Annotated in this window: 22 protein-coding genes and 1 tRNA gene; 13 read left to right on the forward strand and 10 right to left on the reverse strand. The window is 59.1% G+C overall.

Going from position 1 to position 22,814, the window contains the following annotated elements; all coding sequences use genetic code 11:
* Positions 1–380 (forward strand): hypothetical protein (locus ACR0C5_RS19055; RefSeq protein ID WP_480878468.1); only part of this gene is annotated, 380 nt, incomplete at its 5' end.
* 229 nt (positions 381–609) lie between these two features.
* On the opposite strand, the gene ACR0C5_RS19060 is transcribed toward ACR0C5_RS19055, so the two are convergent.
* Positions 610–984 (reverse strand): cupin domain-containing protein, encoded by a 375-nt coding sequence (locus ACR0C5_RS19060; RefSeq protein WP_170787451.1) that lies wholly within the window; start codon positions 982–984, stop codon positions 610–612.
* A 33-nt stretch (positions 985–1,017) separates the two neighbouring features.
* On the reverse strand, positions 1,018–2,409 hold the full coding sequence (locus ACR0C5_RS19065; RefSeq protein WP_480878470.1) for an alpha/beta fold hydrolase: 1,392 nt from the start codon (positions 2,407–2,409) through the stop codon (positions 1,018–1,020).
* A 185-nt stretch (positions 2,410–2,594) separates the two neighbouring features.
* Between ACR0C5_RS19065 and ACR0C5_RS19070 the strand changes: the two genes are divergently transcribed.
* A complete protein-coding gene (locus tag ACR0C5_RS19070) occupies positions 2,595–3,008 on the forward strand; it encodes a VOC family protein (RefSeq protein WP_480878472.1) in 414 nt (137 codons plus the stop codon).
* Here the strand turns inward: ACR0C5_RS19070 and ACR0C5_RS19075 are convergent.
* On the reverse strand, positions 2,983–3,882 hold the full coding sequence (locus ACR0C5_RS19075; RefSeq protein WP_480878474.1) for a GntR family transcriptional regulator: 900 nt from the start codon (positions 3,880–3,882) through the stop codon (positions 2,983–2,985). The two genes, ACR0C5_RS19070 and ACR0C5_RS19075, sit on opposite strands and share 26 nt — an antisense overlap.
* A 121-nt stretch (positions 3,883–4,003) precedes the next feature.
* On the opposite strand from ACR0C5_RS19075, the gene mgrA reads away from it, so the two are divergent.
* From mgrA to ACR0C5_RS19130, 11 genes are all read left to right on the forward strand, one after another.
* Positions 4,004–5,032, forward strand: a complete 1,029-nt coding sequence (gene mgrA, locus ACR0C5_RS19080; RefSeq protein ID WP_480878476.1) for an L-glyceraldehyde 3-phosphate reductase — start codon at positions 4,004–4,006, stop codon at positions 5,030–5,032.
* Positions 5,008–5,967: an NAD(P)-dependent oxidoreductase gene (locus tag ACR0C5_RS19085; protein ID WP_331252151.1), complete on the forward strand. Its 960-nt coding sequence runs from the start codon at positions 5,008–5,010 to the stop codon at positions 5,965–5,967. Before mgrA ends, ACR0C5_RS19085 begins: the two co-directional genes overlap by 25 nt.
* Before the next feature lie 83 nt (positions 5,968–6,050).
* Positions 6,051–8,264, forward strand: coding sequence for a hybrid sensor histidine kinase/response regulator (locus ACR0C5_RS19090; RefSeq protein ID WP_480878478.1), 2,214 nt, complete (start codon positions 6,051–6,053; stop codon positions 8,262–8,264).
* Positions 8,265–8,401: 137 nt separating this feature from the next.
* A complete protein-coding gene (locus ACR0C5_RS19095; protein ID WP_480878480.1) occupies positions 8,402–9,508 on the forward strand; it encodes a cytochrome-c peroxidase in 1,107 nt (368 codons plus the stop codon).
* 11 nt (positions 9,509–9,519) lie between these two features.
* A complete protein-coding gene (locus ACR0C5_RS19100) occupies positions 9,520–10,704 on the forward strand; it encodes a cytochrome-c peroxidase (RefSeq protein ID WP_480878483.1) in 1,185 nt (394 codons plus the stop codon).
* 5 nt (positions 10,705–10,709) lie between these two features.
* Complete coding sequence (locus ACR0C5_RS19105; protein ID WP_170724694.1) at positions 10,710–11,279, forward strand: arsenate reductase (azurin) small subunit; 570 nt, start codon at positions 10,710–10,712, stop codon at positions 11,277–11,279.
* A gap of 17 nt (positions 11,280–11,296) precedes the next feature.
* Positions 11,297–13,978 carry an arsenate reductase (azurin) large subunit gene (locus ACR0C5_RS19110; RefSeq protein ID WP_480878486.1) on the forward strand — a complete coding sequence of 894 codons (2,682 nt, stop codon included), beginning with the start codon at positions 11,297–11,299 and terminating at the stop codon, positions 13,976–13,978.
* A 164-nt stretch (positions 13,979–14,142) separates the two neighbouring features.
* Positions 14,143–16,347, forward strand: a complete 2,205-nt coding sequence (locus tag ACR0C5_RS19115; protein WP_480878488.1) for a HEAT repeat domain-containing protein — start codon at positions 14,143–14,145, stop codon at positions 16,345–16,347.
* A 17-nt stretch (positions 16,348–16,364) separates the two neighbouring features.
* Positions 16,365–16,847: a plastocyanin/azurin family copper-binding protein gene (locus tag ACR0C5_RS19120; RefSeq protein ID WP_480878490.1), complete on the forward strand. Its 483-nt coding sequence runs from the start codon at positions 16,365–16,367 to the stop codon at positions 16,845–16,847.
* A complete protein-coding gene (locus ACR0C5_RS19125) occupies positions 16,840–18,084 on the forward strand; it encodes a molybdopterin molybdotransferase MoeA (RefSeq protein ID WP_480878492.1) in 1,245 nt (414 codons plus the stop codon). The genes ACR0C5_RS19120 and ACR0C5_RS19125 overlap by 8 nt, the downstream gene beginning before the upstream one ends.
* A 109-nt stretch (positions 18,085–18,193) precedes the next feature.
* A complete protein-coding gene (locus ACR0C5_RS19130) occupies positions 18,194–18,919 on the forward strand; it encodes a response regulator (RefSeq protein ID WP_480860827.1) in 726 nt (241 codons plus the stop codon).
* On the opposite strand, the gene ACR0C5_RS19135 is transcribed toward ACR0C5_RS19130, so the two are convergent.
* The 7 genes from ACR0C5_RS19135 to ACR0C5_RS19165 form a co-directional block, all read right to left on the reverse strand.
* Complete coding sequence (locus tag ACR0C5_RS19135; protein WP_480878494.1) at positions 18,916–19,434, reverse strand: N-acetyltransferase family protein; 519 nt, start codon at positions 19,432–19,434, stop codon at positions 18,916–18,918. The genes ACR0C5_RS19130 and ACR0C5_RS19135 overlap by 4 nt on opposite strands.
* Entirely contained in the window at positions 19,431–19,985 is a 555-nt protein-coding gene (locus ACR0C5_RS19140; RefSeq protein WP_480504085.1) for a helix-turn-helix domain-containing protein, read from the reverse strand. Before ACR0C5_RS19140 ends, ACR0C5_RS19135 begins: the two co-directional genes overlap by 4 nt.
* 114 nt (positions 19,986–20,099) lie before the next feature.
* Entirely contained in the window at positions 20,100–21,116 is a 1,017-nt protein-coding gene (locus tag ACR0C5_RS19145) for an extracellular solute-binding protein (protein ID WP_480878497.1), read from the reverse strand.
* 190 nt (positions 21,117–21,306) lie between these two features.
* Positions 21,307–21,729: a hypothetical protein gene (locus ACR0C5_RS19150; protein ID WP_480878499.1), complete on the reverse strand. Its 423-nt coding sequence runs from the start codon at positions 21,727–21,729 to the stop codon at positions 21,307–21,309.
* A gap of 36 nt (positions 21,730–21,765) precedes the next feature.
* Complete coding sequence (locus ACR0C5_RS19155) at positions 21,766–22,167, reverse strand: DM13 domain-containing protein (protein WP_170775506.1); 402 nt, start codon at positions 22,165–22,167, stop codon at positions 21,766–21,768.
* Between the two features lie 321 nt (positions 22,168–22,488).
* On the reverse strand, positions 22,489–22,614 hold the full coding sequence (ykgO, locus tag ACR0C5_RS19160) for a type B 50S ribosomal protein L36 (RefSeq protein ID WP_005648635.1): 126 nt from the start codon (positions 22,612–22,614) through the stop codon (positions 22,489–22,491).
* Between the two features lie 90 nt (positions 22,615–22,704).
* Positions 22,705–22,779: transfer RNA gene (locus ACR0C5_RS19165), tRNA-Val, on the reverse strand.
* Positions 22,780–22,814 lie beyond the last annotated feature (35 nt).

The following is a 22,814-nucleotide window of genomic DNA, read 5'->3' on the forward strand; positions in this document are numbered from 1 at the left end:
AGGTTGATCTGGCGGCGCAGGCATGCGCGGAGTTCAACAACGGTCAGTTTGACTTAGATTGGGGCGCGGTTGAAAGAGTCGATCTCGACGGAGATCTACAACGCGACTGGGTTTTGAATGAGTCTGGTTTTGCGTGTTCGAGCGCCGCATCTCTTTTTTGCGGAACTGGCGGATGCATGTCACACTTCTTGATTGAAGAGGAGGTTCAATCCTTGCTCAACCAGGGCTGGACGGTTGTTGATTTTGGGCGTCAACGCGTTGTTGTTGCGGATATTCATGGATCCAATTGCGACGGAATAAACCCAACGCCTTGCGTCACCGCCAGTGTTTGGGATGCGGACGCTAAGACGTGGCGCTCGTCTGCTGGTGATTGGCAGTAAACTGCAATTAGGCACTGCAGATAAGCCTGAGAGCCTGTTTGTTCGATGAGTTCTCTGCAGCATGCAAACTTATGGGCAAATCGTACAAAGCTATGCGCAAATACCGCGTAAAGGTTTACGCAAAGTTCCAAGATTTTCTTTAGTCAAACCAACGTCGGCAATGCAGCGTTATGCGCAGACCTACAGGAAATCGCCGGAGGCATTTTCGCCATCGGCATTCCCGCTTCCGTCAGTCGAACCCGCCCGGTTTATGCCCGAAGAAGACCTTGGTGACATCCTCGATGATGTTCCACGTCACGCGGCTGCCGTCCCGGACGAAATAGCTATCTCCTACATCCAGATCGGTGGTGTGTCCTGTACTGTGGTCGATTATTTGGCAACGGCCAGACAGGATAGTCATCAGCTCATCCCCCTGTTCGGTGCATTCAAACGCGCCTTTGGTGCAGCGCCAGATGCCGGTGCGTGTTGCATGTCCGGGGCCGCCGTCGTCCATCCGGCCAGAGGCTTTGGGCTGACCTTCCAATATCTTGTAGTCGCTGCTGGGGTTGTCGAAAGGCCAGACCTCCAAGGGGCCGATTTCATCCAGCGTCGTGTATTTCCGCATAGTCGCTCTTTCATCTCTGTTTTGCGGGGCAGGTTAGCCGCCATGCTGCCGCAGGAAAGGGCCAATCTCCTGAAAAAACTCGTCAAAGCCCGCGTGCCCTCGGATCATGCAGTGATTGGCGCCCGGAAGTTCGACGAATTCGGCGGTTGGAACTTCGCGCGCGGTTTCGCGGCCTTCGCTGATCGGGGCAGCCATGTCATCTCTGACATGCAACACCAATGTCGGCACGTTTAGCCGTTGTGCATCCGCGCGGGCATCCACATAAGCGTTCATCTCCATGATCCGCAGCGCCGTTTCGGGGCTGGCCGAGATACGCTGCATCTCATCAAAGCTTGCGCCTTCTTCCGGGGTGGCGTCTGGCATGTAGGATGAGGTGAAGAAATGGCGATAGACCGGATTGGGTGAGCCCCACCCGGCGGATACCATCGCGCGGGAGGCCTGATAGAATTGTTCGGCTTCGGCATCGCCCCGCATCATACGACCCCGGACGTAGCCGCCCAGAAGGACCAGAAACTTGACGCGATCGGGGTATTTGGCCGCAAACCGGATCGAAAAGGCCGAGCCCTGACTGATCCCGAACAGGCCGAATTGATCCAGCCCCGCTGCATCGGCGACGGCGATCATGTCGTCGATCATCCGATCCTCTGAAATATCATCCACATCCCAGTCCGACAGCCCATTGCCACGCTGATCGAACCGCACCAGATGGCAAAGCTTGGACATCTCGGACAGGAAATCGCCCCAGACGGGGCTGGTCCATTCATACTCGATATGGTTCAGCCAGTTCGGCGCTTTGAGCACGGGCGTCCCTTGTCCGGTTGAGGCCCAGGCCAGATTGACTCCATCCGCCGATTTGCAGAACCTTACCCGCTGTTGCAGCGAGATATCGGGTGCCGCGCGCCGGGGGGCGGCCTGCGGCGACCAGTGCCAAACCCGGATCGGTCGGCTGATATTCTTGACCCTCTGCCCGCCCATGTCCCGGAACGGCGCATCGACACGATCCTGCACGGCCTGATGCACAATGTCCGAGACGCAAACTCCACCGGGCTCTGCCAGCCCCTCCAGCCTTGCGGCGACGTTGACACCGTCGCCAAAGATGTCGCCCTCATCGAAAATGACATCACCCAGATTGATGCCGACGCGGAAGCGGATCCTCTGATCATCTTCAAGATCTGTTTCATTCAGGTTCATCGCTTTTTGGATGTTCACGGCGCAGCGCACTGCGTCCTGAACGGATTCGAAGGTGGCCAACATGCCATCGCCAGTGGTTTTCACAATGCTGCCGCGGCTGCGCTCGATTTCGGGGTCGATCAATTCGCGTCGGTATTTCTTTTGCCGGGACAAAACGCCCAGTTCGTCCAGTTCCATCAGCCGGGAATACCCGACCATGTCAGCCGCCAGAATAGCCGAGAGCCGCTGTTCCATTCCCCCCTCCGTCTGCTGCACCTGTCTGGCGCTTAGGGGTCAGTATACGGGAAAGTGGCGGTCTTGTCGCAATAGCAAAGACATATCCTTGAATTTGCGGTTTCGCGGCGATGCGGAATGCGTAATCTTCGGGGCAAACCGAATGATTGCAGCCCATCGGATCAACGTCAGGATACGCACAGATCATGAAACTGGAATTCCACCACATCAACTATGTCTCGCAGGACGTGGAGCGCCTGCATCATTTCTACACGCACGTCCTCGGGCTGGACGACATCCCGATCGAGAACTTCCCCCGATCTGATGAGACCGAAGACAGCGGCTATAGCGGCAAGATCCGTTTTGCCACAGATGGTCATATGCAGATGCATCTGGCCGAGAAAGATCTTGGTGTGGCATTCAAACACAGTGAGTCCATCAATCCGGTTGAACGTGGGCATATTGCCTTCAGAACCGATGATATTGCGGCTTTCAAGAAATTGTTGGACGACAACGGCATCCCCTATTCCGACTATGGGACAGCTTTCGCCAAGGAATGGCACCAGGTGTTCTTTCAAGACCCAGAGGGCAACATCATCGAGGTTCATCAGGCGGTTTAGCAGTCGCTTGGGCAAAGCGGCGGCGGGTGGTGTCCAGATGCGCGGCCATCGCGGCCCGGGCCTTGCGCTTGTCCCGTCTTTCGATGCTGTCGATGATCGCAAGATGATCGGCGGTGGCTGTCAGGTGATGGTCGAGCTGGTTTTCTAGCGGCCACAGGTAGTGGTGGTTGAAGATCATCGCAATCGCGTCCTGAAAACCAACGATCAGCCGGTTTCCGGCATGATCATTCAGGAAGCGGTGAAACTTCGTGTCCAATGCCGGGAAATCCAACGTGGAAAGATCGGCGGCTGCGGTCACAGTCTGATGCTCTTGCCGCAACCGTGCCAGACCACCCCAGAACGGATGCTGTTCCGGCAGGCAGCACAGGTTTTCCACCGCGCGGCTTTCGAACATGACGCGAACCTCGTGCAGCTCCAACGCATATTGGCGGGTGACGCCCTCCAGCACCCAGCGCCTGTGGTGATCCTTGCGCACAAATCCAAACCGGCTGAGGCCGATCAGAAACTCGCGGATAGTTTGAACCGAGACATCCAACTGCCGCGCCAGTTGCCCTTCGTTCAGCCGCGTTCCGGGGCCCAGATCTTGATTGCGGATCATCTGCATGAACGCGGCTTCAAGCGCGTCGCGTGTGTCCATCGTTTGGGCGGCTGAAAAGTAGTCGGCCTGTTCCGGCAGGCGCTGCACGTCATAGCCCCGTCCTTGTCGGGCAAGCAAACCCCTTTTTTCCAGATAGGATAGAACGGCCCGCACTGTAGTGCGGCTGACCCCCAAATGACGCGCCAATTGCGAGATATTGGTGACCTCTGCCCCGGCCATCAGCCTGTCCAGCAGGGCGTTGCAGGCGCTTTTGAAAACTCGGTCCGGGCGCGGCAAACTTGTGGTCCTTGATGTTCATTACGCTGTATTAAATGGGGTTAAAGACATTTGAGGGCAAGGGGCCGGACCCATATCATAGCGCCAACTCCGATCTGCTATATCGTCAGGATTTTCCCCAATGCCATATGTCCCCAGTGCCACCCGCTACGATAAAATGATTTATAACTCTTGCGGAAGCAGCGGGCTGAAACTGCCTGCTATCTCGTTGGGGTTGTGGCATAATTTCGGGCATGATCGCCCCCATCAGTTGAAGCAGGAGCTGTGCCGCACGGCCTTTGATCTGGGGATCACGCATTTCGATCTGGCAAACAATTATGGCCCGCCGCCAGGCAGCGCCGAAGAGGCGTTTGGCGAGATTTTGAAAACCGATTTCGCCGCATACCGTGATGAATTGGTCATCTCATCCAAGGCCGGGTATGGGATGTGGCCCGGTCCCTACGGCGAATGGGGCAGCCGCAAATACCTGATCGCCTCGTGTGACCAAAGCCTGAAACGGATGGGGCTCGACTATGTCGATATCTTCTATTCCCACCGGTTCGACCCGAACACACCGCTCGAGGAAACGATGGGTGCGTTGGATCAGATCGTGCGGTCCGGCAAGGCGCTTTATGTCGGCATTTCGTCCTATAACTCGCAACGCACGCGCGAGGCTGCGGCTATTCTGAAGGATCTGGGCACGCCCTGTATCATCCATCAGCCCAGCTACAATATGATCAACCGTTGGGTGGAAACGGATGGGTTGAAAGCCACGCTGCAAGAGCTGGGGATCGGGTCCATCGCCTTCACGCCGCTGGCGCAAGGAATGCTGACCGGAAAATACCTGAATGGCCTGCCGGAAGGCAGTCGCGCCACCGAGGACAAGTCCCTCAACCCCGACCTGCTGACCGAAGCCACCATGCAGAATTTGCGCAACCTTGATGCCATCGCCAATCGGCGCGGTCAGACGCTGGCGCAGATGGCAATTGCCTGGGTGCTGCGCGAGGGCGGGATCACAACTGCTTTGATTGGGGCATCGCGGACGGAACAGATCGTTGACTGTGTCGGCGCGCTGAAGAACATTGAATTCACGTCCGAAGAACTGGCCGAGATCGACCTCTATTCCTCCAATGGCGAGGTCAATCTGTGGACCCAGTCCTCGGACGCCTGAGCCGCGACAGCAACAAAGGAAATCCCATGAACAAACCCGTAATCGGTTTTATCGGCGTTGGCCTGATGGGCCATGGCATGGCCAAGAACATCGTGGAAAACGGCTATCCGCTGATGGTGATGGCGCATCGTAATCGCCAACCGGTCGAAGACCTGTTGCAGCGCGGCGCGACCGAGGTTCATTCGGCTCGTGAGATGGCCGAGGCCTGCGACATCATCCACCTCTGTGTCTCAGGCAGTCCACAAGTGGAACAGCTGGTGCGGGCCCCCGACGGGATCATCGCCGCAGGAAAAAAGGGTTTGATCGTTGTGGATTGTTCCACCTCGGACCCGGTTTCGACCCTGCAGCTGGCCGAGGAACTCCGTGGCGCAGGCATGGACCTGGCCGACGCTCCGCTGGGGCGCACCCCGAAAGAGGCCGAGGCCGGAACGCTGGATGCCATGGTTGGCGCGTCGCCCGAGACTTTTGCGCGCATCAAGCCGGTGATTGACTGCTGGGCCGGGCTGGTTGTCCACATGGGTGAGGTCGGATTGGGCCACAAAATGAAGCTGATCAACAACTTCGTCGCCATGGGCTATGCGGTCCTGTATTCCGAGGCGCTGGCCGTGGCCCGAAAGTCGGGTCTGAGCGCGGAACAGGTGGATTCCGTTCTGCGCCCCGGTCGTTTGTCGAACGGGTTCTACGAGACCTTTATGAAATGGACGCTGGAGCGAGACGAAAACGCCCATCGTTTTGCCATCACTAACGCGCATAAGGACATGCGCTACCTTTCGAACCTGGCCAACAGCATCGGTGCGGTCACGCCGGTTCAGGCGACTCTGCGCAATGCCTTCGCGGCCATGGAGGCTGCGGGCCGGGGTGAGGACTACGTTCCCATGATGGCCGATTTCATTGCGGAAACAAACGGTTTGGGCGACGACGTCCCCAAAGCGTAGATATGCCGCGCCCGCAACCATAGCCTGCGCGTATAAAACGTGACACACCTTTTCCTGTTGATCCAATTGGGAAGGGTGCAGGCATGAGCGACAGTCCCGACGTGATAAGCGGGTCTCTGAAGCGACCCTTGGCGGTGGCCTTTGCGATTGGCCTTGCGCTCGTGATCATCCTGTCTGTGTTTCTTTACATGTCACGCGAGACCGGTGCGCGCATTGGTGAAATGCGGGTGGCGTGGCAGGAATACTCAGCCGAGACCACGCCGCGTGGTTATTGGATTTCAGATATCCGCGAGGATTTCGGCTATGGCGGCCTGATTCACAATTTCAAGAACTACGTCTTGCGACATGACCCGGACTTGGGGCCGCGTCTGCGGCGGCAATCGGAAAGTCTGTTGAACGCCATCGCCGCCTATCGTGCTTCTAACCCGTCCCCAACCGAGCAGGAGGCCCTGCAACAGATCGAGGCCGTGGCACTGGAATATACCGGCAACATCCCATTGATCGAAGAGGGCATCGCTGCGGGTCTCAGCGCGGAACAAATCGACGCTTTGGTGCGTGTCGATGACAGTGATGCTTTGGCAGCGCTGGCAACGCTTGAAACCCTGTGGGTGCAGGAGCGTGACAGAAGCTTGTCCGGTATGGTGCGAGCCTTTTCGGATGGCGAACGTCTGGTGCGCAACTTCTCGGTCCTGTTGATTGGGCTGATCGTTCTGGTTGGGGTCATCGCCATCCTCACGACGTTTCTGATCACCAACATCCTGCGCGCCAACCGTCGCCTGAAGGCCGAACTGGCGCTGCGTGAACAGGTTGAGCTGGCCGAGCGCAAGTTGGCGCGTGCGGTCGAACAAAGCCCGGCCTCGATCATCATCACGGATACTGATCTGAAGATCGAATATGCCAACCGCAAGTTCTTTGACCTTAGTGGCTATGGCCCGGACGAGGTCTATGGTCATTCGCCCAAGATGCTGCAATCGGGGCATTCGGGACAGGGTGTCTACAGTGACCTCAAGGCCAGATTGAAAAACGGGCAAAGCTGGTACGGCGTGTTTCGCAACCTGCGCAAGGACGGGACGCACTACTGGGTCTCGACCGCGATTTTTCCGCTGGTCGATCAGAATGGCAGCATCACCCACTATATCGGTATCGGCGAGGACATGACCGAATCCCGCCGCACCCGCGAGCAATTCGCGCAGGTGCAGAAGATGGAGGCCGTGGGCATTCTGGCAGGGTCAGTGGCGCATGATTTCAACAACGTGTTGATGAGCGTCATCGGCAATGCCGAGCTGATCGAACTGGACGCCGAAGAAAACGAGGACATCCAGACCTCGGTCGATCATATTCGTATCGCGGCACGTCGGGCGCAGGCGCTGGTACGCAAGATGCTGACCTTTGCCCGCCAACGGCCCCGCAACCCTCAGCGCGGCGATATGGTCAAAGCCACGCAAGAGGCGCTGGACCTGATCAAGGTCGCCGCGCCGCCCAGTGTCGAGACCCGCTTTGACATCGACATAGATCAGGCCTTTGCCGAGTTTGACGGCACGCTGTTTTTCCAGACATTGCTGAACCTGTGCCACAACGCGTTCGAGGCGATCGGCGATCACCCCGGCACAGTTGTGTTGCGCATCAGCCAAGCCGAAGACACTGCGTTGGACGACCTGCCGGACGACGCGATCGGGGTGATCCGGTTGGACGTAGCCGATGACGGGCCGGGAATGACGCCCGAAGTGCAGGACAAGCTATTCGAGCCCTTTTTCTCGACCAAACCGGTGGGCAAGGGCACTGGTCTGGGCATGGCCATCGTTCGCAACAGCGTCGAGGAATGCCGCGGTCGGGTCGAATTGCATTCGGAACCCGACAAGGGAACCCGGTTCAGCCTGTTCTACCCGATGATGCCGGTTCTAAGCGCGCAACAACAGGAAGAGGCGCGCGCCGTCACGGGGGATGAGCACATCCTGCTGGTCGATGACGACGAAAACATCCTGTATGTCACGCGCCGGTTGCTGACGCGCTATGGCTACCGGGTCGAGGCCTATTCCGAGCCGATGCGCGCGCTGGATGCCTTTAGGGCGGCCCCGGACAGCTATGACGCAATTGTGTCGGATTTGATGATGCCGGGGCTGATGGGGACCGATCTTATCGCGTCTGCACGGGCTGTCCGACCGGATGTTCCGACGATTCTGGTCAGCAGTTATTTTGATGACGCAGAAAGCCCGGCTGAAGGCGATACGACGGTACGAGTGCAGAAACCCTTTGATGTTCAGAGTCTTGCACGGATCATACGATCTCTTGTTCCCTGACGCTTGTTACATTTCTTAACATCTTTTCACGTCTTTTCATCGCGTCCAAATCAGTACGACACAACTGCCCCCTAAGGTTCGCCGTGCCGGTCCTCGGCCAAACCGAGTGATCGGAATAGCGATAAAGGGGCTTTTAGATGACAACCAAAGCCAGAACATGGTTCTCGGCGCTGTCGACAGTTTCGCTGCTGACGATGAGTGCTGCGTTCCCGGTTCACCAGGCCCTGGCGGACCAGCCGGGCCCGGTAGAAGCCATAGAGTTCGATCCAGCCAAGGCGGCCCTTGGCAAACGACTTTTCTTTGATCCGCGCCTGTCCGGCGACGCTGCGCTGTCCTGTTCCAGTTGCCACCAGCCGGAAAACGGTTTTACCGACGGGCAGGCCCTGTCGGACGCCTATGCGGGCAACCTGCATTTCCGCAACGTGCCGACGCTGATCAACAGCGCCAAGCGCGAGGCATGGTTCCATGACGGGCGGATAGGCACCAACCTGAATGACGTGACCCGCGAAAGCATCACCGAGACCTATTCCATGAACATGGACATGCGTCTGATGCAGGAACGCATCAAGCAGGACCCGGTCTATGTCGAGATGTTCGAAGCTGCCGGATTTGGTGAGCCTTCGAACGGTGGCGTGCGTAACGCGATCCCGGAATATCTGAAAACGCTGATCTCGCGCGGTGCGCCCTTCGACACCGGCGAGATGTCGGACGAGGCCAAGGCAGGCTATGAGCTGTTCAACGCCAGCGGCTGTAGCTCGTGCCACTCGGGCGAGCGATTCACTGACGATCTGCCGCACAATATCGGCGTTGGCGACAACCCTGACATCTGGGCGGACCCGACACGGCACATCACCTTTGTGACCATGATGAAGTTCCTCGGCGTCGAGAACTACATGAACCTGCGTGCTGACCCCGGAGCATATATCCGCACACACACCGCTGACACGTTCGGCACCTTCATGACCCCCACGCTGCGCGAGCTGACCTATACCGCGCCGTATATGCACAACGGCACGATGGAAACGCTCGAAGATGTGGTGGCCTTCTACAACGCCGGTGGCGGTGACGATGAAAACAAGGATCCGCGCATCAAGCCGTTGAACCTTTCCGAGACCGAACAAGCGCAGCTGGTGGCCTTCCTGAAGGCACTGTCCGGCGAGCCGCTGACCGGGCCCGAATTCGTCGCCGAAGAGATCGATACGGATTATGCGCCGATCGAAAACTGGCGTGAAACAACAAACTGAGGAGTGGACCCATGAAAGACCTTAAGTCTTACCTTTCAGGCACAATCGCCACCGCTGCCTTGTTTGCTGCCATCGGTTCGCAAGCGTTTGCTGCGGACAGTATCGCGATCGAGGCCGGTATCGGCGGCGCAGACCCCGACCCCGATGCGCCGCTGGTGGCGCTGGGCGAGCCGCCCATCCCGCTGGACAACCCGCAGACCGAGGCCAAGATCGAACTGGGCAAGATGCTGTTCTTCGATCCGCGGCTGGGCGGGAACGAGACAACGCCATGTTCGGCCTGTCACCTGCCGGATGTGGGCTGGGACGTCGAAGCGCCGATCTCGTTCGGTTATCCCGGCACGACTCACTGGCGCAACAGCCAGACCATCGTGAACTCGGCTTACTACGGCAAGCTGTTCTGGGCGGGATCAAGTAAGAGCCTTGAAAGCCAGGCCAAATCCGCTGCAGGCGGTGCAGTCGCCGGCAACGGCGAGGCCGACATGATGGAGGCCCGTCTGGCTTTTGTGCCCGAATACGTTGAACGCTTTAATGACGTCTTCGGCGATCAGTGGCCGCGTATCAGCAACGCATGGCGCGCAATCGCTGCGTTTGAACGCACCATCGTTCAGACCGACACATCCTTCGACAACTATCTGCGCGGGGATGATGCGGCGCTGAGTGACGAACAGAAACGCGGGTTGGAGCTGTTCACCGGCAAGGCGCAATGTTCCGAATGCCACAACGGCGCGCTGCTGTCGGATGAGAAATACTACAACACCGGTGTTCCACCTTATAGCGGCTGGGAAGATGACGGTCTGGCGCAAGTGACCTTCCGGTATGAGCTTTACTCCAAAGGCTCGACCGAGGATTTCTATCGCCACACCAAGGACGACCCCGGCTTTTATTTCCGCACCAAGGAAAAGGCCGATCTGGGCAAGTTCCGCACACCGAGCCTGCGCTACACCCTCTACACCGAACCCTACATGCATAACGGCATGTTGGAGACGCTTGAGGACGTAGTCGAGTTCTACAACCAGGGCGGCGGCGAGAATGAATTCGCAGCAACCAAATCCGATCTGATCCAGCCGCTTGGCCTGAACGATCAGGAGAAAGCGGATCTGGTCGCCTTCCTGAAATCCCTGTCCGGTGACGAGATTCTGGTCGAAGAACCCGATCTGCCGGATTACCAGCCGCTTCCCGCGGCAGCAGAGGAGTAAGCGTCATGAAAGATCATAACGCAACCGGATGCAGCTGTTCGGGTGAGGCCAAGAAGGCCTGCACCGTGAACCGCCGCCAGTTCCTGTTCGCCTCGGGCGCAACAACCTTTGCCGTGATGGTGGCCATGCCCACTCGCCACGGTCAGGCAGAACAGGTGCCCGCATTGGTATCCACCTATCCGCGCAAGTTGATCGGCAAACTGTCCGAGCTGGAACAGGATGTCCCGGTCGAGTTCTATTACCCCGACGAGGGCGACTACTCGGACTCGATTCTGGTCAAGACCGGCGTGGAAAGTGGCGGTGGCATCGGTCCGCAAAAGGACGTTGTGGCCTTCAACCTCACCTGCACCCACCAGGGCGGGTCGATGTATGACAGCTACAAGCCTGAACATAAGGTGCTGGGCCCGTGCCCGCTGCACCTGTCCACCTATGACGTGACACGGCACGGCATCCTCGTTTCGGGGCAAGCCTATCAGTCGCTGCCGCAGGTCCTTTTGGAACTGGACGGTGATGACATCTACGCCGTCGGCATGTTCGGCCTGATCTACGGCCGCTACGACAACCTGATTGCATAAGGGAAGGGGATACTCACATGGCAACCCCGTATTACGTACCCGAAACCAACGTCCCACTGCCGCCCAAAGGCGCCGAGGTCATCTCGACCGCCTGCGACTACTGCATCGTGGCCTGTGGCTACAAAGTCTACCGCTGGCCTGTGACGGCCAAGCCGGGTGGACCTACAGCGGACGAAAACGCCTTTGGCGAGGATTTCCCTGTTGCACCCTTGGGTGCATGGGTCGCGCCGAACCAGCACAATATCGTTCTGCACAAAGGTCAGCCGCACCACGTGGTGATCATCCCTGACAAGGACACGCAATACGTCAACACCGACGGCGACAGCTCCTTGCGGGGCGGGTGTATTGCGCAGAAATGCTATAACCCGCAGACACCGACACGTGACCGTCTGAAGACACCGCTGATGCGGATCTACGGCACGCTGATGCCGGTTCCGTGGGATCTGGCGCTGGATGTGGCGGCCGAGGTGGGCAACCACGTCATCGCCAAGCACGGCACCAATGCCTATGGCGTGAAAACCTTCAGCTATCAGTATATCGAGAACACCTACGCGATCTCGAAATACGCGCTGCGCCATATCAACACCGCGAACTTCACCTTCCACGACACGCCGTCCGACGTGACCTCGACCCCCGGTTTCCGGGATGCGGGGTTTGACAACTTCGGCCCGTCGTATGAAGACTGGCGCGATGCGGAAACCCTTCTGGTCTGCGGTACTGATCCGTATGAGACCAAGACAATCCTCTATACTCAGTGGATGATGAAGGGGATGCAGAACGGTCAGAAAGAGATCTATCTGATCCCGCGCAGCTCGGCCGGTGTGGCCCATGCGGTCAAGATGGGCGGTCTGCACATCGACGTTCTGCCTGGCACTGACCTGCTGGTCGTCAACGCCATTGCCCGCGTCATCGTGGAAAATGGCTGGGAAGACAGCGACTGGATCAAGAAATGGGTCAACAACAAGTGGGAAAGCTCGTCCGGCTTCGGTCAGGGCACCCGGAACACGCCATGGCAGTGGCGTACGACCTGGGGCAAGTTCCAGACCAAAGGCTTTGAAGACTGGAAAGAGTGGCTGCTGTCGCAGGACGAGTTCTCGCCTGAAAATGCTGCCGCCATGGCCGAAATCGACGTGCAGAAAATCTATACTGCCGCCGAATGGCTGGCCAAACCCAAGGCAGATGGCACACGGCCCAAAACCTCGGTCATGATCGAGAAAGGGTTCTACTGGTCCAACAACACCGGCAACACACAGGCGATTTCCGCGCTGGGCATCATCTGTGGCTGTGGCGGTCGTCCGGGTCAGGTCATTGGCCGGGCCGGTGGTCACCAGCGGGGCGGCGTGAAGGGCGGGAAATACCCGCGCAACAAATCGCCCGAGAAGCTGCCCGGTCGCCGTCGCCGCGCCATGGATACCGACCGGTATCTGATCGCAGGTCATACCCGTATGGCCCATGTGATCGGCACCACCTGGATCCAGTCCATGTGCGGCAGCCAGCAACTGGCCGACAAGTTCGAGGAACTGACCGTCCGCAACCCGCACCAGATTGCCTCTTTCGACAAGCAAGAGATGATCGATACGCTGAAGGCACGCGCCGACAGCGGCGGTATGGTGGTGATCAACCAGGACATCTATCTGCAGGACCCGATCGGCAACCGTTACGCCGACATCGTGTTCCCCGCAGCGACCTGGGGCGAAGAGGACTTCTTGCGCGCCAACGGCGAACGCCGTCTGCGCCTGTACCAGAAGTTCTATGATGCGCCCGGTGCGGCGAAACCCGACTGGTGGATCATTGCGCAACTGGCACAGCGGATGGGCTTTGACGGGTTCGACTGGCAGAACTCGAACGAGGTTGCCGAAGAGGCCGTGCGCTTTACCCGCGGGTCGCGCAAGGACTTCCACGCCGTCTATCGTTTGGCCAAGAAAGAGGGCAAAGGCCTGCACCAGAAGGTCCGTGAGTTTGGCACCGATGGGGTTCAATGCCCGGTCATGCTGGATACCGATGGGGTCACGCTGATTGAAACCAAGCGTCTGCATGACACAACCCGCACATTGCCCGATACCGGTGCAGCCGGTGCGGATGTGTTCAACAAGAAGCTGACGCATTTCAACAGTCAGACCGGCAAGTGCAACATCCAGAAATCGCCCTGGGGCCTGTTCTCGGACTATTGGGAATGGCTGAAACCCAACAAGGAAGAAGGCGAGTTGTGGGCGACCTCCGGTCGGATCAACGAACGCTGGCAGTCTGGCTTTGACGACCGTCGCCGCCCGTATATCGTGCAGCGCTGGCCGGAAAACTGGGTTGAAATCCACCCCGATGATGCAGCCGAGCGTGGCATCGAAAGCGGCGACTACGTGATGGTCTATTCGGAACGTGTTCCGGGCAACAAGACCACGCTGCTGGGTGTGGAAGGCGACGACTTCCAGTTCTCGAAACTGATGGAGAACGGGCATATCGAACTGACCAAAGCGGCGATCACCGCCGTGGCCATGGTCACGCCCGCCATCAAGAAAAGCGTGGTTTACATGGACTTCCTGCACATGCAGCAGCCCGCGAACGCGCTTGAGGGCCGGATCGTCGACTGGATCAGCGGCAACTACAACTACAAGATGGGCGTTGCCAAGCTGCGCAAACTGGGGCCGAGCCCCTACAAGACCTCGTTCCGTACGATGTCCTTCGCACCGCGCGACATCGCCTGACGTGTTTCCGGGGGGCGGTCGCCATGCCGCCCCTCGGGTCTGGTCCCACTGCAGAAGGGACCTCTGGGCCGGTTCCCCGGTTCACTGGAAGGCAGGCTTCGGTTGGGAAACCTGCCTTCCATTTTCACCCAACCCCTCCCAACAGCAAACATGGCAGACCCGATATGAACATGCATTCCGATACCGCCCTGCGTGACGAGGCCACCAGCCTGTTCTCTGATTACGCAAAATCCGACTATGACGTGATCCGCCTGCGCGCCATTCAGGCCCTGAGTGCCATTGGCGCCGCCAATAGCCCGGCTTTGGTCGAGGCTTTGCTGGATGACGATGAAGACGTCCGCCAGGACGCCGCCCACGCACTGGGCGCGCTGGGCGTGCAGGACGCCGCACCGCAACTGCTGGAAAACCTGATCCACGATCCCTGCGGTGAGGTGAAACTGGCCTGCGTCACCGCTCTGGCCGAGTTGAAATCCGAAGACGCATCTCCCTATCTGCGCACGCTTGTGACTGGACGCGGCGAGGACATCACGTGGGATGAGGATGAGCTGCATCAGGACGAATGGGACGATTGGTTGGACACTCAGATCGCCTCGATCAAAGCGCTGGGCCGGATGGGTGATGTGGCGGCGATCGAACCCATCGTCATGGCCCTGATGGACGAAGACGGGCAGGAACTGGGCGATGTGGCCTGCGAGGCGCTGGGCCGGATTGGTGAGGCTTCCGTGCCGACGCTGGGTGTGTTCACCCAATCCTCGAACCGCCGCCTGCGCCACCGTGCCCTGCGCACTCTGGCCACCATCGGCAGGGCCGAAGCCGAAGCGATCCTACGCAAAGCCACCAACGACAAGGACGGGGCCGTGCGTCTGATCGCCTATGAGGCGCTGATGCCAAACGACCCGGAGCTGGTCGAACAGGCCTTGACGGATGCGGTCGAAGATATCCGCATAGCAGCGCTGAACCAGTCTGGCTTTTCGGAACCCGAACTGCTGGATCGCATGATGCGTGATCCTGGTGCCAAGGTGCAGCTGGCGCTGCTCGACCGGCTGGATCGCACCTCGCCGATTCCCGATCAGGACGATCTGCGCTGGCAGGTGCTGGATTTCCTTGCCACCGGTCAACAGCCCGAAGTGTCCGCACAGGCACTGGGCCTGCTGGCGGCGCTGGCCCCGGAACTGGTGGCGGATCGGCTGAACGCGCTGTTCTTGGTCGAGGCTGATGACCTCAAGGCCGAGCGCCTGCAATGGGCCATTGTCGATGCGCTGGCGACCTCGCCTCTGCGTGAGGCGGCGGAATGGCTGCAACGTGCGTGCCGGTCTCCGTTCCGGTCGGTGCGGCTCAAGGCGGTGGCATCGCTGGCGATGATCGCCACGGATGCCGATCGTCCACATGTGAACCAGCAGCAAGGGCGCGAGTTGCTGCTGTCCTTTGCTCTGGCCCCGCTGCCTGTGGCCGCAGACGAGGAACCCGCAGAGACCCCGCAAACCGACATCGCCGCGCTGGAAGAGGCCGGTCTGGACGTCTCCGAAGGCGGTGAGAACGGCCCGACCTCAAGCCTTGGAGCGATTCTGGGGCATGACGCGATTGCCGCCGAGATGACTCAGGAAGCGCAAGAGGATGAGGTCCAACCCCTCACCCCCCGCGAACAGGCGCTGCTGGCCAAGGCGACCCGCCACCCCAAACGCCGCCGCGTGGCGCTGGACGACGATGCGGTTGCGTTGCAGCGCGAAACCCGCATGTCCGCCATCCGCCTGCTGGGCGAGGTCAAAGGGATGCAGGTCATGCTGGCCCAGATCGCCCAAGACCCGGAAACCGAGATCGCGCAGCAGGCGTTTGCCGCGCTGGGCGTGGCCGTCGCTCGCCATGGTGCGGAATTGGATCAAGACCAGCTGGTCGATTTGATCACCAAGGGGTTGTCGCACACAGATTCCGCCCTGTCCCAGCAGGCGCTGAAGCTGCTGCAACAGGCTGATCTGCCACCGCAGGATAGCTTGCGCGGCAAACTGCGTGCGATGGTGAAAACCGGCGATACTGCTTTCCGCATCGACGCGATGCATATCCTGACCCGATGGGATGGCACCCCAGACGTGGCGCGCAGCCTGCTGGATGATATCTCGGCCCCCGTGCGGCAGGCGGCCATGCGGCTCTTGTCGGAAACCGCGCCCGATCAGGCGGGGGCGGCCATCGTGCCCTTCCTGTTGGCCAACCCCGAGCAGCGGATTGTGACCTATGTCAAGGACAGCACCCCTGCGATCGTATCCATTGGCCGCGAACTGCTGGCCGAGCTGCGCGACGAAGACCGCCGCGCGCAATGGCCGGTGATGATCAGCGCGCTGGCTGACCTGCTGGGAGAACCCTCACAGGCGGCCTGAAAGGCCCGGAGGGACAGATGACATCATCGCTGAAACTAGGTGCAGCGATATTGGCAGGCGCACTGGCTGTTGCGCCTGCTTGGGCCGAGGATATCCCCGAAATCGCTGTGGTCCTCCAGATCATCGACCCGAATGCCGATACCCCGGCCCATGCGTTTAGGTTTGAACCCAAGCTGCTGCATGTCCAAGCGGGCGCGACGGTGCGGTTCAAAGGATCGACAGGGCGTCACACGGTCACGTCAATCCTTCGCATGATCCCTGTGGGTGCCCGCGCGTTCGAGATCCGGGGAAAACCCGAATTGGACCTGACCTTCGACAAAGAAGGCGTCTACGGCATCCGCTGCCGCCTGCATGGCCGTCACGGAATGGTCATGCTGCTGGTGGTCGGCGACCCCGACGCGAACCTTGAGGAGGCCAAGGCCCATCTGTCCGAGCTGGGCGAGGCCGAGCGGGCAGGTTTCGAAGAACTTTTTGCTGAAATGGAGGCTCATAATGGCTGATGGATGCGCCTGCGACCGCCACGCCCATATGTACCTGACTGTTGAGGATGCGCTGCGGCGTGGTCTGTCGGTGGCCGATCCACTGACGGATACCGAAACCCTGCCGCTGATCGACGCCATTGGGCGCGTTCTGGCGCAAGATTGTACCAGCAAGGTGGATATGCCCGCCTTCGACAATTCGGCCATGGATGGCTACGCAGTGCGGACATGTGATCTGGGCAACGGCCCGTTGTTCGAGCTGCCGCTTGCTGGGCGAATCGCGGCAGGAGACAGCGGCGCGCACGACGCGCCTGCGGGCAGCGCCCTGCGGATATTCACTGGTGCGCCGGTTCCGCCGGATTTCGACGCCGTGGTGATGCAGGAAGATTGCGACGCTCTGATCGACGGTATCCGCTTTTCCCGCCGACCCAAGCCGGGCCAGCATATCCGCCGCGCGGGTGAAGACCTGAAAGCGGACGCGCCTATCCTTCGCCGCGGCTGTGAGATCACCGCGCGCGAGGTCGCCGCGCTGGCCTCGGCCGGATACGGAGAGGTTACGGTTTATCGCAAGCTGAAAGTCGCAATCTTTTCCACCGGTAGCGAATTGAAACAACCCGGCGAGACGTTGGGACCGGGGCAGATTTACAATTCGAACCGCTATATGCTGCGGGCGCTGTTGGACAAACCTTGGATCGCATTGACTGACAAGGGCCCGGTCGAGGACAATCCTGCCAAGCTTGAACAAGTGCTGCGCGAGGCCTGCGACAGTGCCGATCTGATCATCACCACGGGTGGCATCTCGGTCGGTGACGAAGATCACATGCCCCGTGTGTTCGGGGAAATCGGCGGTCAGGTCGATGTGATGAAAGTGGCGATGAAGCCGGGTAAACCGATCATGTTCGGGCGGCGCGGGAACGCGCTTTATGTGGGTCTGCCGGGTAATCCGGTTTCGGCTTATGTGACATGGCAGATCATCGGATCGCAAATGATGGCCCGCCGTGCCGGACTGCACCATGCCTCGCAAACACCCCAGCAGGCCGTTCTGGCCGAACCGCTGCGCCGGCGTGCCGGACGTCAGGAATACCGCCCTGTCACCATCGAGGGCCGGACGCCCGACGGCACGCCACGCCTGCGGCTGATGGCGCCGTCCTACAGCGGCCGGGTGGCGCTGTTGGCGCAGGCAGACGGTCTGGCCGTGATCCCTGCTGAGACAGAGGAATTGTCGGAAGGTCATGGACTTACCTTCCTGAGGTTCTAGTTCCCATCGCCATACGCCAGCGTTCCGCCCCTGCTGGCTTGCATGTGGCGGAACGCTGTGACTAAAACATTGGCGCGCAAGCTCAACTCGCCCGCACCGGACTGGAAATATGGTTCAAGAACATATCCTTGTGGTCGACGACGACCCGCAGATCAGGTCTTTCCTGCAACGCTACCTTGAGAAGCAGGGATGTCAGGTCACGTGCGCCGCGGATGGCGATGCGATGGATGCGGTTCTGACCAAGTCCAGCGTCGATCTGATCCTGCTGGATATCGGCCTGCCCGGACGCAACGGTTTTGACATCACGCGCGAGTTGCGGGTGAATTCCAACATCCCCATCATTGTCCTCTCGGGCCGGGATGAGATTTTCGACCGCGTGGTCGGGCTGGAATTCGGGGCCGACGACTATATCACCAAACCCTTCGAGGCACGCGAGGTTCTGGCCCGTATTCGCACCGTTCTGCGCCGGGCAAAGCCCGACGAAAAACCCGCCAATGGCGCGGATGCGCCCTTGATCACGTTCGGGGATTGGGTGCTGAACGTGAACGAACGGACGCTGACCGCAGGCGACGACGGCGCTGCGGCGGACCTGACCACGACCGAGTTCGACGTGCTGCACGCTTTTGTTTCGAACCCGCATATGGTGTTTTCCCGCGACCAGTTGCTGGACAAGGCGCGCGGACGTGAAACCGTTGTCGGCGACCGGACCATCGACGTCCACGTTATGCGTCTGCGCAAAAAGATCGAACCCGATCCCGCTGCGCCGACCTATATCAAGACCGTGCACGGGATCGGCTACTGCTTTGCGGCGAATGTCCGCAAGACCAACGCTTAGGACAGATCCTTGAACATGTAGGTCGTGGGCTCCAGCCGATCCTCGAACGGGTTGCGGCAATAGTTCGGAATTTCGCCCGCGATCTGAAAGCCGAGGCTTTGATACAGCACGCGCGAGGGATCTGAGCTGCGCGTGTCCAGAACCAGCATCGTCCGCCCGATCTGCGCGGCACGCTGTTCCAGTGCGCGCATCAACGCTCGACCCAGCCCACGCCGGCGGGCTTCAGGATGTACCAGCAATTTGGCCACGTCCGCGCGATGAGGCTGGTTTGGCATCAAAGCAGGGGCCAGTTGTACCGTTCCCAGAATCCGCCCATCCTGCCGTGCGACGAACAGGTCCAGCGTATGCGCCACAACGCTGGGCCAGACGTGGTCGTGCCAATAGGCTCGGGCCTGTTCGGGCGGGAAGGGCAGGACAAAGCCGACGCTGGCCCCGTCTTGCACGCAGGCGTGCAGAATGCCCGTCAGATCGCCGAGCGCGCCTTCCAGTTCCGGTTCTGTCAGTCGGGCGATCATATCAGCACCAGTAGGTATCGTGCACCGCGCGCGCTTGGCGTTTCAAACCGGGTGGGGCCGGACAAGTGATAGCGCAGGCAGTCCCCGCCCGTCAGGTCGTGTGCGACGTCATCGACGGTCAGGGTCAAGGCGCCGTCTAACATGATCAGGTGGTGCTCCTGCCCTGGTTTCGGCGGTGCGTCATAGCTGATCACCGTTGCGGGTGGCAGGTGGCCCTCAAGGACCTCACCGCTCAACCCGTTGGCGGGGGGTGAGACCGAACGGCGGGTAAATCCGGTCTCGGGGTCGTGCCATTCCGGTTGCCTTTCAAAAGGTACACGCGGGGCAAAACTGTCTTCGACCATCATCAACAGTCGGGACATCGGCAAGCTGTAAGCAGCGCATAGCCGACCAAGCGTTTCCGCCGTCGGGCTGACGTCCCCTTTCTCCATCCGGGACAGGGTGGCGCGGCTGATACCGCTGTGATCTGCCAACTGATCCAGTGACCAGCCCCGCGTGCGGCGCAGTTCGTTCAGACGGTTGGCTAGTCGGTTTGACAGGTCATCCAGCATTTTTCAAATATGAGAATCATTTCCGATTATGAGATATTCGGTTCAAAATGCGGCTATGTAAATAGAAAAGAGCGCAGAAAACCGCGCTCTTCCCTCACTCGCCGGATTGAAGGATTATTTCCAGCCGACTTCGTTGAAGATCTTCTGTGCCTCCGGGATGTTCTTGGCGACCTCGGACAGGTTCACTTCGTCCGCTTTGAACTCGCCCAGCGAAGCGACGTTGTCGGCCAGCGCCACGCCTTCGACGGCGGGGAATTCATCATTGCCGTTCGAGAAATAGACCTGCGCCTGTTCACTGGCGAGGTATTCCAGGAATTTCACCGCGTTCTCTTTGTTTGGGGCATGGGCAGCAACACCTGCACCCGACAGGTTCATGTGGGCACCTTCCGCGTCTTGCGCGGGGAACAGAATACCGATCATGTCGATATCTGCGCTCAGGCCCTTCACGTCCTTACGCAGCGCGCGAGCAAAGTAGTACGAGTTCGAAACGGCAATTTCGCACTCGCCCGAGACGATCCCGCGCAGCTGGTCAGTGTCTCCGCCCTGCGGGTCACGCGCCATGTTGGCGACAACGCCTTCGGCCCAAGTTTTGGCGGCCTCGGCACCGTGGTTGGTGATGATCGAGGCCAGCAGAGTCTGGTTATAGGTGTTGCTGGACGACCGGATGCAGATCAGACCTTTGTATTCGGGTTTGGCCAGATCCAGATAGCTGGCGGGCGGGGTTGCCACGTCGGCCTTATCAAAGAAAATGATCCGCGCGCGCTGCGAGAAACCGTACCACTGATTGTCTTCGTCTTGCAGGTTGGCCGGGATGCGATCTTCCAGAACCGCGCTGTCGATGGCTTGCAGGATGCCTGCATTCTTGGCGCGCGCTAGACGCGAAGTGTCAACGGTCAGCAGGATATCGGCGGGAGAGTTCGCGCCTTCTGCTTCCATACGTGCAATCAATTCGTCGGCCTTGCCTTCGATGCGGTTGATTGTGATGCCTGTGGCCTCTTCAAAATCGGAATAGAGGCGTTCGTCCGTGTCGTAGTGGCGCGAAGAATAAAGGTTCAGCTCTCCCTCGGCAGCAGCAGAGGTGGCAATCAGGGCCGTCAGCGCGACGGCGATACAGGTAGAGGATTTCAGCATCATATGTCCCAACTTTAAATGTCGTGGCGGGTGATAACCCGACTGATTTGGTCAATTAAACGATTCTGACTGGGATGCAAGGAATTCCGACAAAATTAGTTGGTCAAATGGTCGCTGGCAAAGTGCGGCCTGATTCTGATTATTGAGTGTAGTGTTTAGGGCGGGGGCCGGTTTCTATTTCCACAACCCTTTAGATGGATCGCGAGCGCGGAAGGGTAGCTGCCAGAATGATTGCCCAACCGAGGATTCCCTGGCCATGCGAGCTGAGGGTGCTCTGATACGAGAAGAGCAGCATCTGCAGCGGTTTAACCGGGTCTCGTAGTGGCCAGATGACCCATTGAAGGGGCAAGTCCGGAATGATCATGCGGTAATACATGTAGTAGATTTGCGGCGAAACCCACACGAACAGCCAAAAGAGGATCGTAGCCCCGGACATCCTTGCCCAAAAAGGAAATCGATACAAACCACGCCGGGTCAGATACACCATCAGGACAAACAGAATGAGGCTGAGCAACGCAAGCCCTACCTGTCCCCTTGTCGATAAATCAAAGAAGGAATCCTGACTATACACGTCTACCCTCGGTGGCTTGGGCAAAAAGAAATCCGCCAACATGTGCAGGCGGATCTCGAAAAAAAGCGTGTACGTGGCTTAGCTGAGCGGTGCAACTGCCAGAATCACAGTGAACTTTTCGCAGTAGATGTAAAGCTCGTTGTATTTCGAAACGTCGATTCCAGCCGGGATCTTGAACGATGCTTCGCCCTTTTTCACGGTCAGTTTGTCGTGGATCTTCGAACCCTTTGCGTATTTCTCACCATTGCCGAAGCCGATCTTGATATCCGGCGGGTTCTTGTTGGGGTCGAACACATAATCGCTCTTGAGGGTGACGGTGTCGCCGGATACGGAAACTGTTCCTTTCACCTTATAGCCGCTGCGACCGGAGAGGCTGCCGGTGCGTTCCTTATCCCCGGCGAATGCAGACGGCGTTCCCAGTGCGACTGCGGTAGCCGAAGCCAGCCCCAGTTTCACGAATTGGCGGCGTTTGATTGTCATGGCGAATTTCCTATCTCGTTCAACGACTGCAAGATGCTGCGCAGACTAAGTGGGCGCTGCCAATTCACATCGCGTCGAGGGAATGTGAGCATCTGAAACAAAAACACCCCAATACATCAATAGAGCGGCCCGCGGGGTGTGAGAGAACCCGCGAAAAATAAAGCTGTATCAAAGGGATCGCAGAGATGCGGTGTCGCGGCGTTTGGTGTTTCGGCACGCGCGGACGGGAATTGAGCAAAATTACCAATTTCCGAGTTTTCACGCGCCAACAAAAAAACCGCACCCAGAGGCGCGGTTTTTTCAAATCGGTTCGTGCCGTTCTTAGCCCTGGCGAGCTTTGAACTTGCGCTGCGTCTTGTTGATCACGTAGACGCGGCCTTTGCGACGCACAACCCGGCAATCGCGGTGCCGGTTCTTGAGCGAGCGGAGCGAGTTCTTGACCTTCATGGGTCTGTCTCCAATCTGCGGCGCCTTCATCAAGGACGTGGCCAGCGCCTGGGTTAGCGGGTGTCCCGGAAAACCGGAACAGTGAAATCATGGTGGGCGGTACAAGGATCGAACTTGTGACCCCTTCGATGTCAACGAAGTGCTCTACCGCTGAGCTAACCGCCCACTTTCCCTTTGCGTGCCCTGCCCCATAACGAAAT

It is taken from the genome of Ruegeria sp. N8 (assembly GCF_056531325.1).

Bases quoted from the DNA above. Each gene is read 5' to 3' on its own strand.
- ACR0C5_RS19120 (WP_480878490.1), top strand. From the start codon at position 16,365: ATGACATCATCGCTGAAACTAGGTGCAGCGATATTGGCAGGCGCACTG.
- ACR0C5_RS19060 (WP_170787451.1), bottom strand. From the start codon at position 984: ATGCGGAAATACACGACGCTGGATGAAATCGGCCCCTTGGAGGTCTGG.
- ACR0C5_RS19150 (WP_480878499.1), bottom strand. From the start codon at position 21,729: ATGTTGGCGGATTTCTTTTTGCCCAAGCCACCGAGGGTAGACGTGTAT.
- ACR0C5_RS19100 (WP_480878483.1), top strand. From the start codon at position 9,520: ATGAAAGACCTTAAGTCTTACCTTTCAGGCACAATCGCCACCGCTGCC.
- ACR0C5_RS19090 (WP_480878478.1), top strand. From the start codon at position 6,051: ATGAGCGACAGTCCCGACGTGATAAGCGGGTCTCTGAAGCGACCCTTG.
- ACR0C5_RS19105 (WP_170724694.1), top strand. From the start codon at position 10,710: ATGAAAGATCATAACGCAACCGGATGCAGCTGTTCGGGTGAGGCCAAG.
- ACR0C5_RS19130 (WP_480860827.1), top strand. From the start codon at position 18,194: ATGGTTCAAGAACATATCCTTGTGGTCGACGACGACCCGCAGATCAGG.
- ACR0C5_RS19145 (WP_480878497.1), bottom strand. From the start codon at position 21,116: ATGCTGAAATCCTCTACCTGTATCGCCGTCGCGCTGACGGCCCTGATT.
- ykgO (WP_005648635.1), bottom strand. From the start codon at position 22,614: ATGAAGGTCAAGAACTCGCTCCGCTCGCTCAAGAACCGGCACCGCGAT.
- ACR0C5_RS19065 (WP_480878470.1), bottom strand. From the start codon at position 2,409: ATGGAACAGCGGCTCTCGGCTATTCTGGCGGCTGACATGGTCGGGTAT.
- ACR0C5_RS19155 (WP_170775506.1), bottom strand. From the start codon at position 22,167: ATGACAATCAAACGCCGCCAATTCGTGAAACTGGGGCTGGCTTCGGCT.
- ACR0C5_RS19115 (WP_480878488.1), top strand. From the start codon at position 14,143: ATGAACATGCATTCCGATACCGCCCTGCGTGACGAGGCCACCAGCCTG.
- mgrA (WP_480878476.1), top strand. From the start codon at position 4,004: ATGCCATATGTCCCCAGTGCCACCCGCTACGATAAAATGATTTATAAC.
- ACR0C5_RS19110 (WP_480878486.1), top strand. From the start codon at position 11,297: ATGGCAACCCCGTATTACGTACCCGAAACCAACGTCCCACTGCCGCCC.
- ACR0C5_RS19125 (WP_480878492.1), top strand. From the start codon at position 16,840: ATGGCTGATGGATGCGCCTGCGACCGCCACGCCCATATGTACCTGACT.
- ACR0C5_RS19135 (WP_480878494.1), bottom strand. From the start codon at position 19,434: ATGATCGCCCGACTGACAGAACCGGAACTGGAAGGCGCGCTCGGCGAT.
- ACR0C5_RS19095 (WP_480878480.1), top strand. From the start codon at position 8,402: ATGACAACCAAAGCCAGAACATGGTTCTCGGCGCTGTCGACAGTTTCG.
- ACR0C5_RS19140 (WP_480504085.1), bottom strand. From the start codon at position 19,985: ATGCTGGATGACCTGTCAAACCGACTAGCCAACCGTCTGAACGAACTG.
- ACR0C5_RS19070 (WP_480878472.1), top strand. From the start codon at position 2,595: ATGAAACTGGAATTCCACCACATCAACTATGTCTCGCAGGACGTGGAG.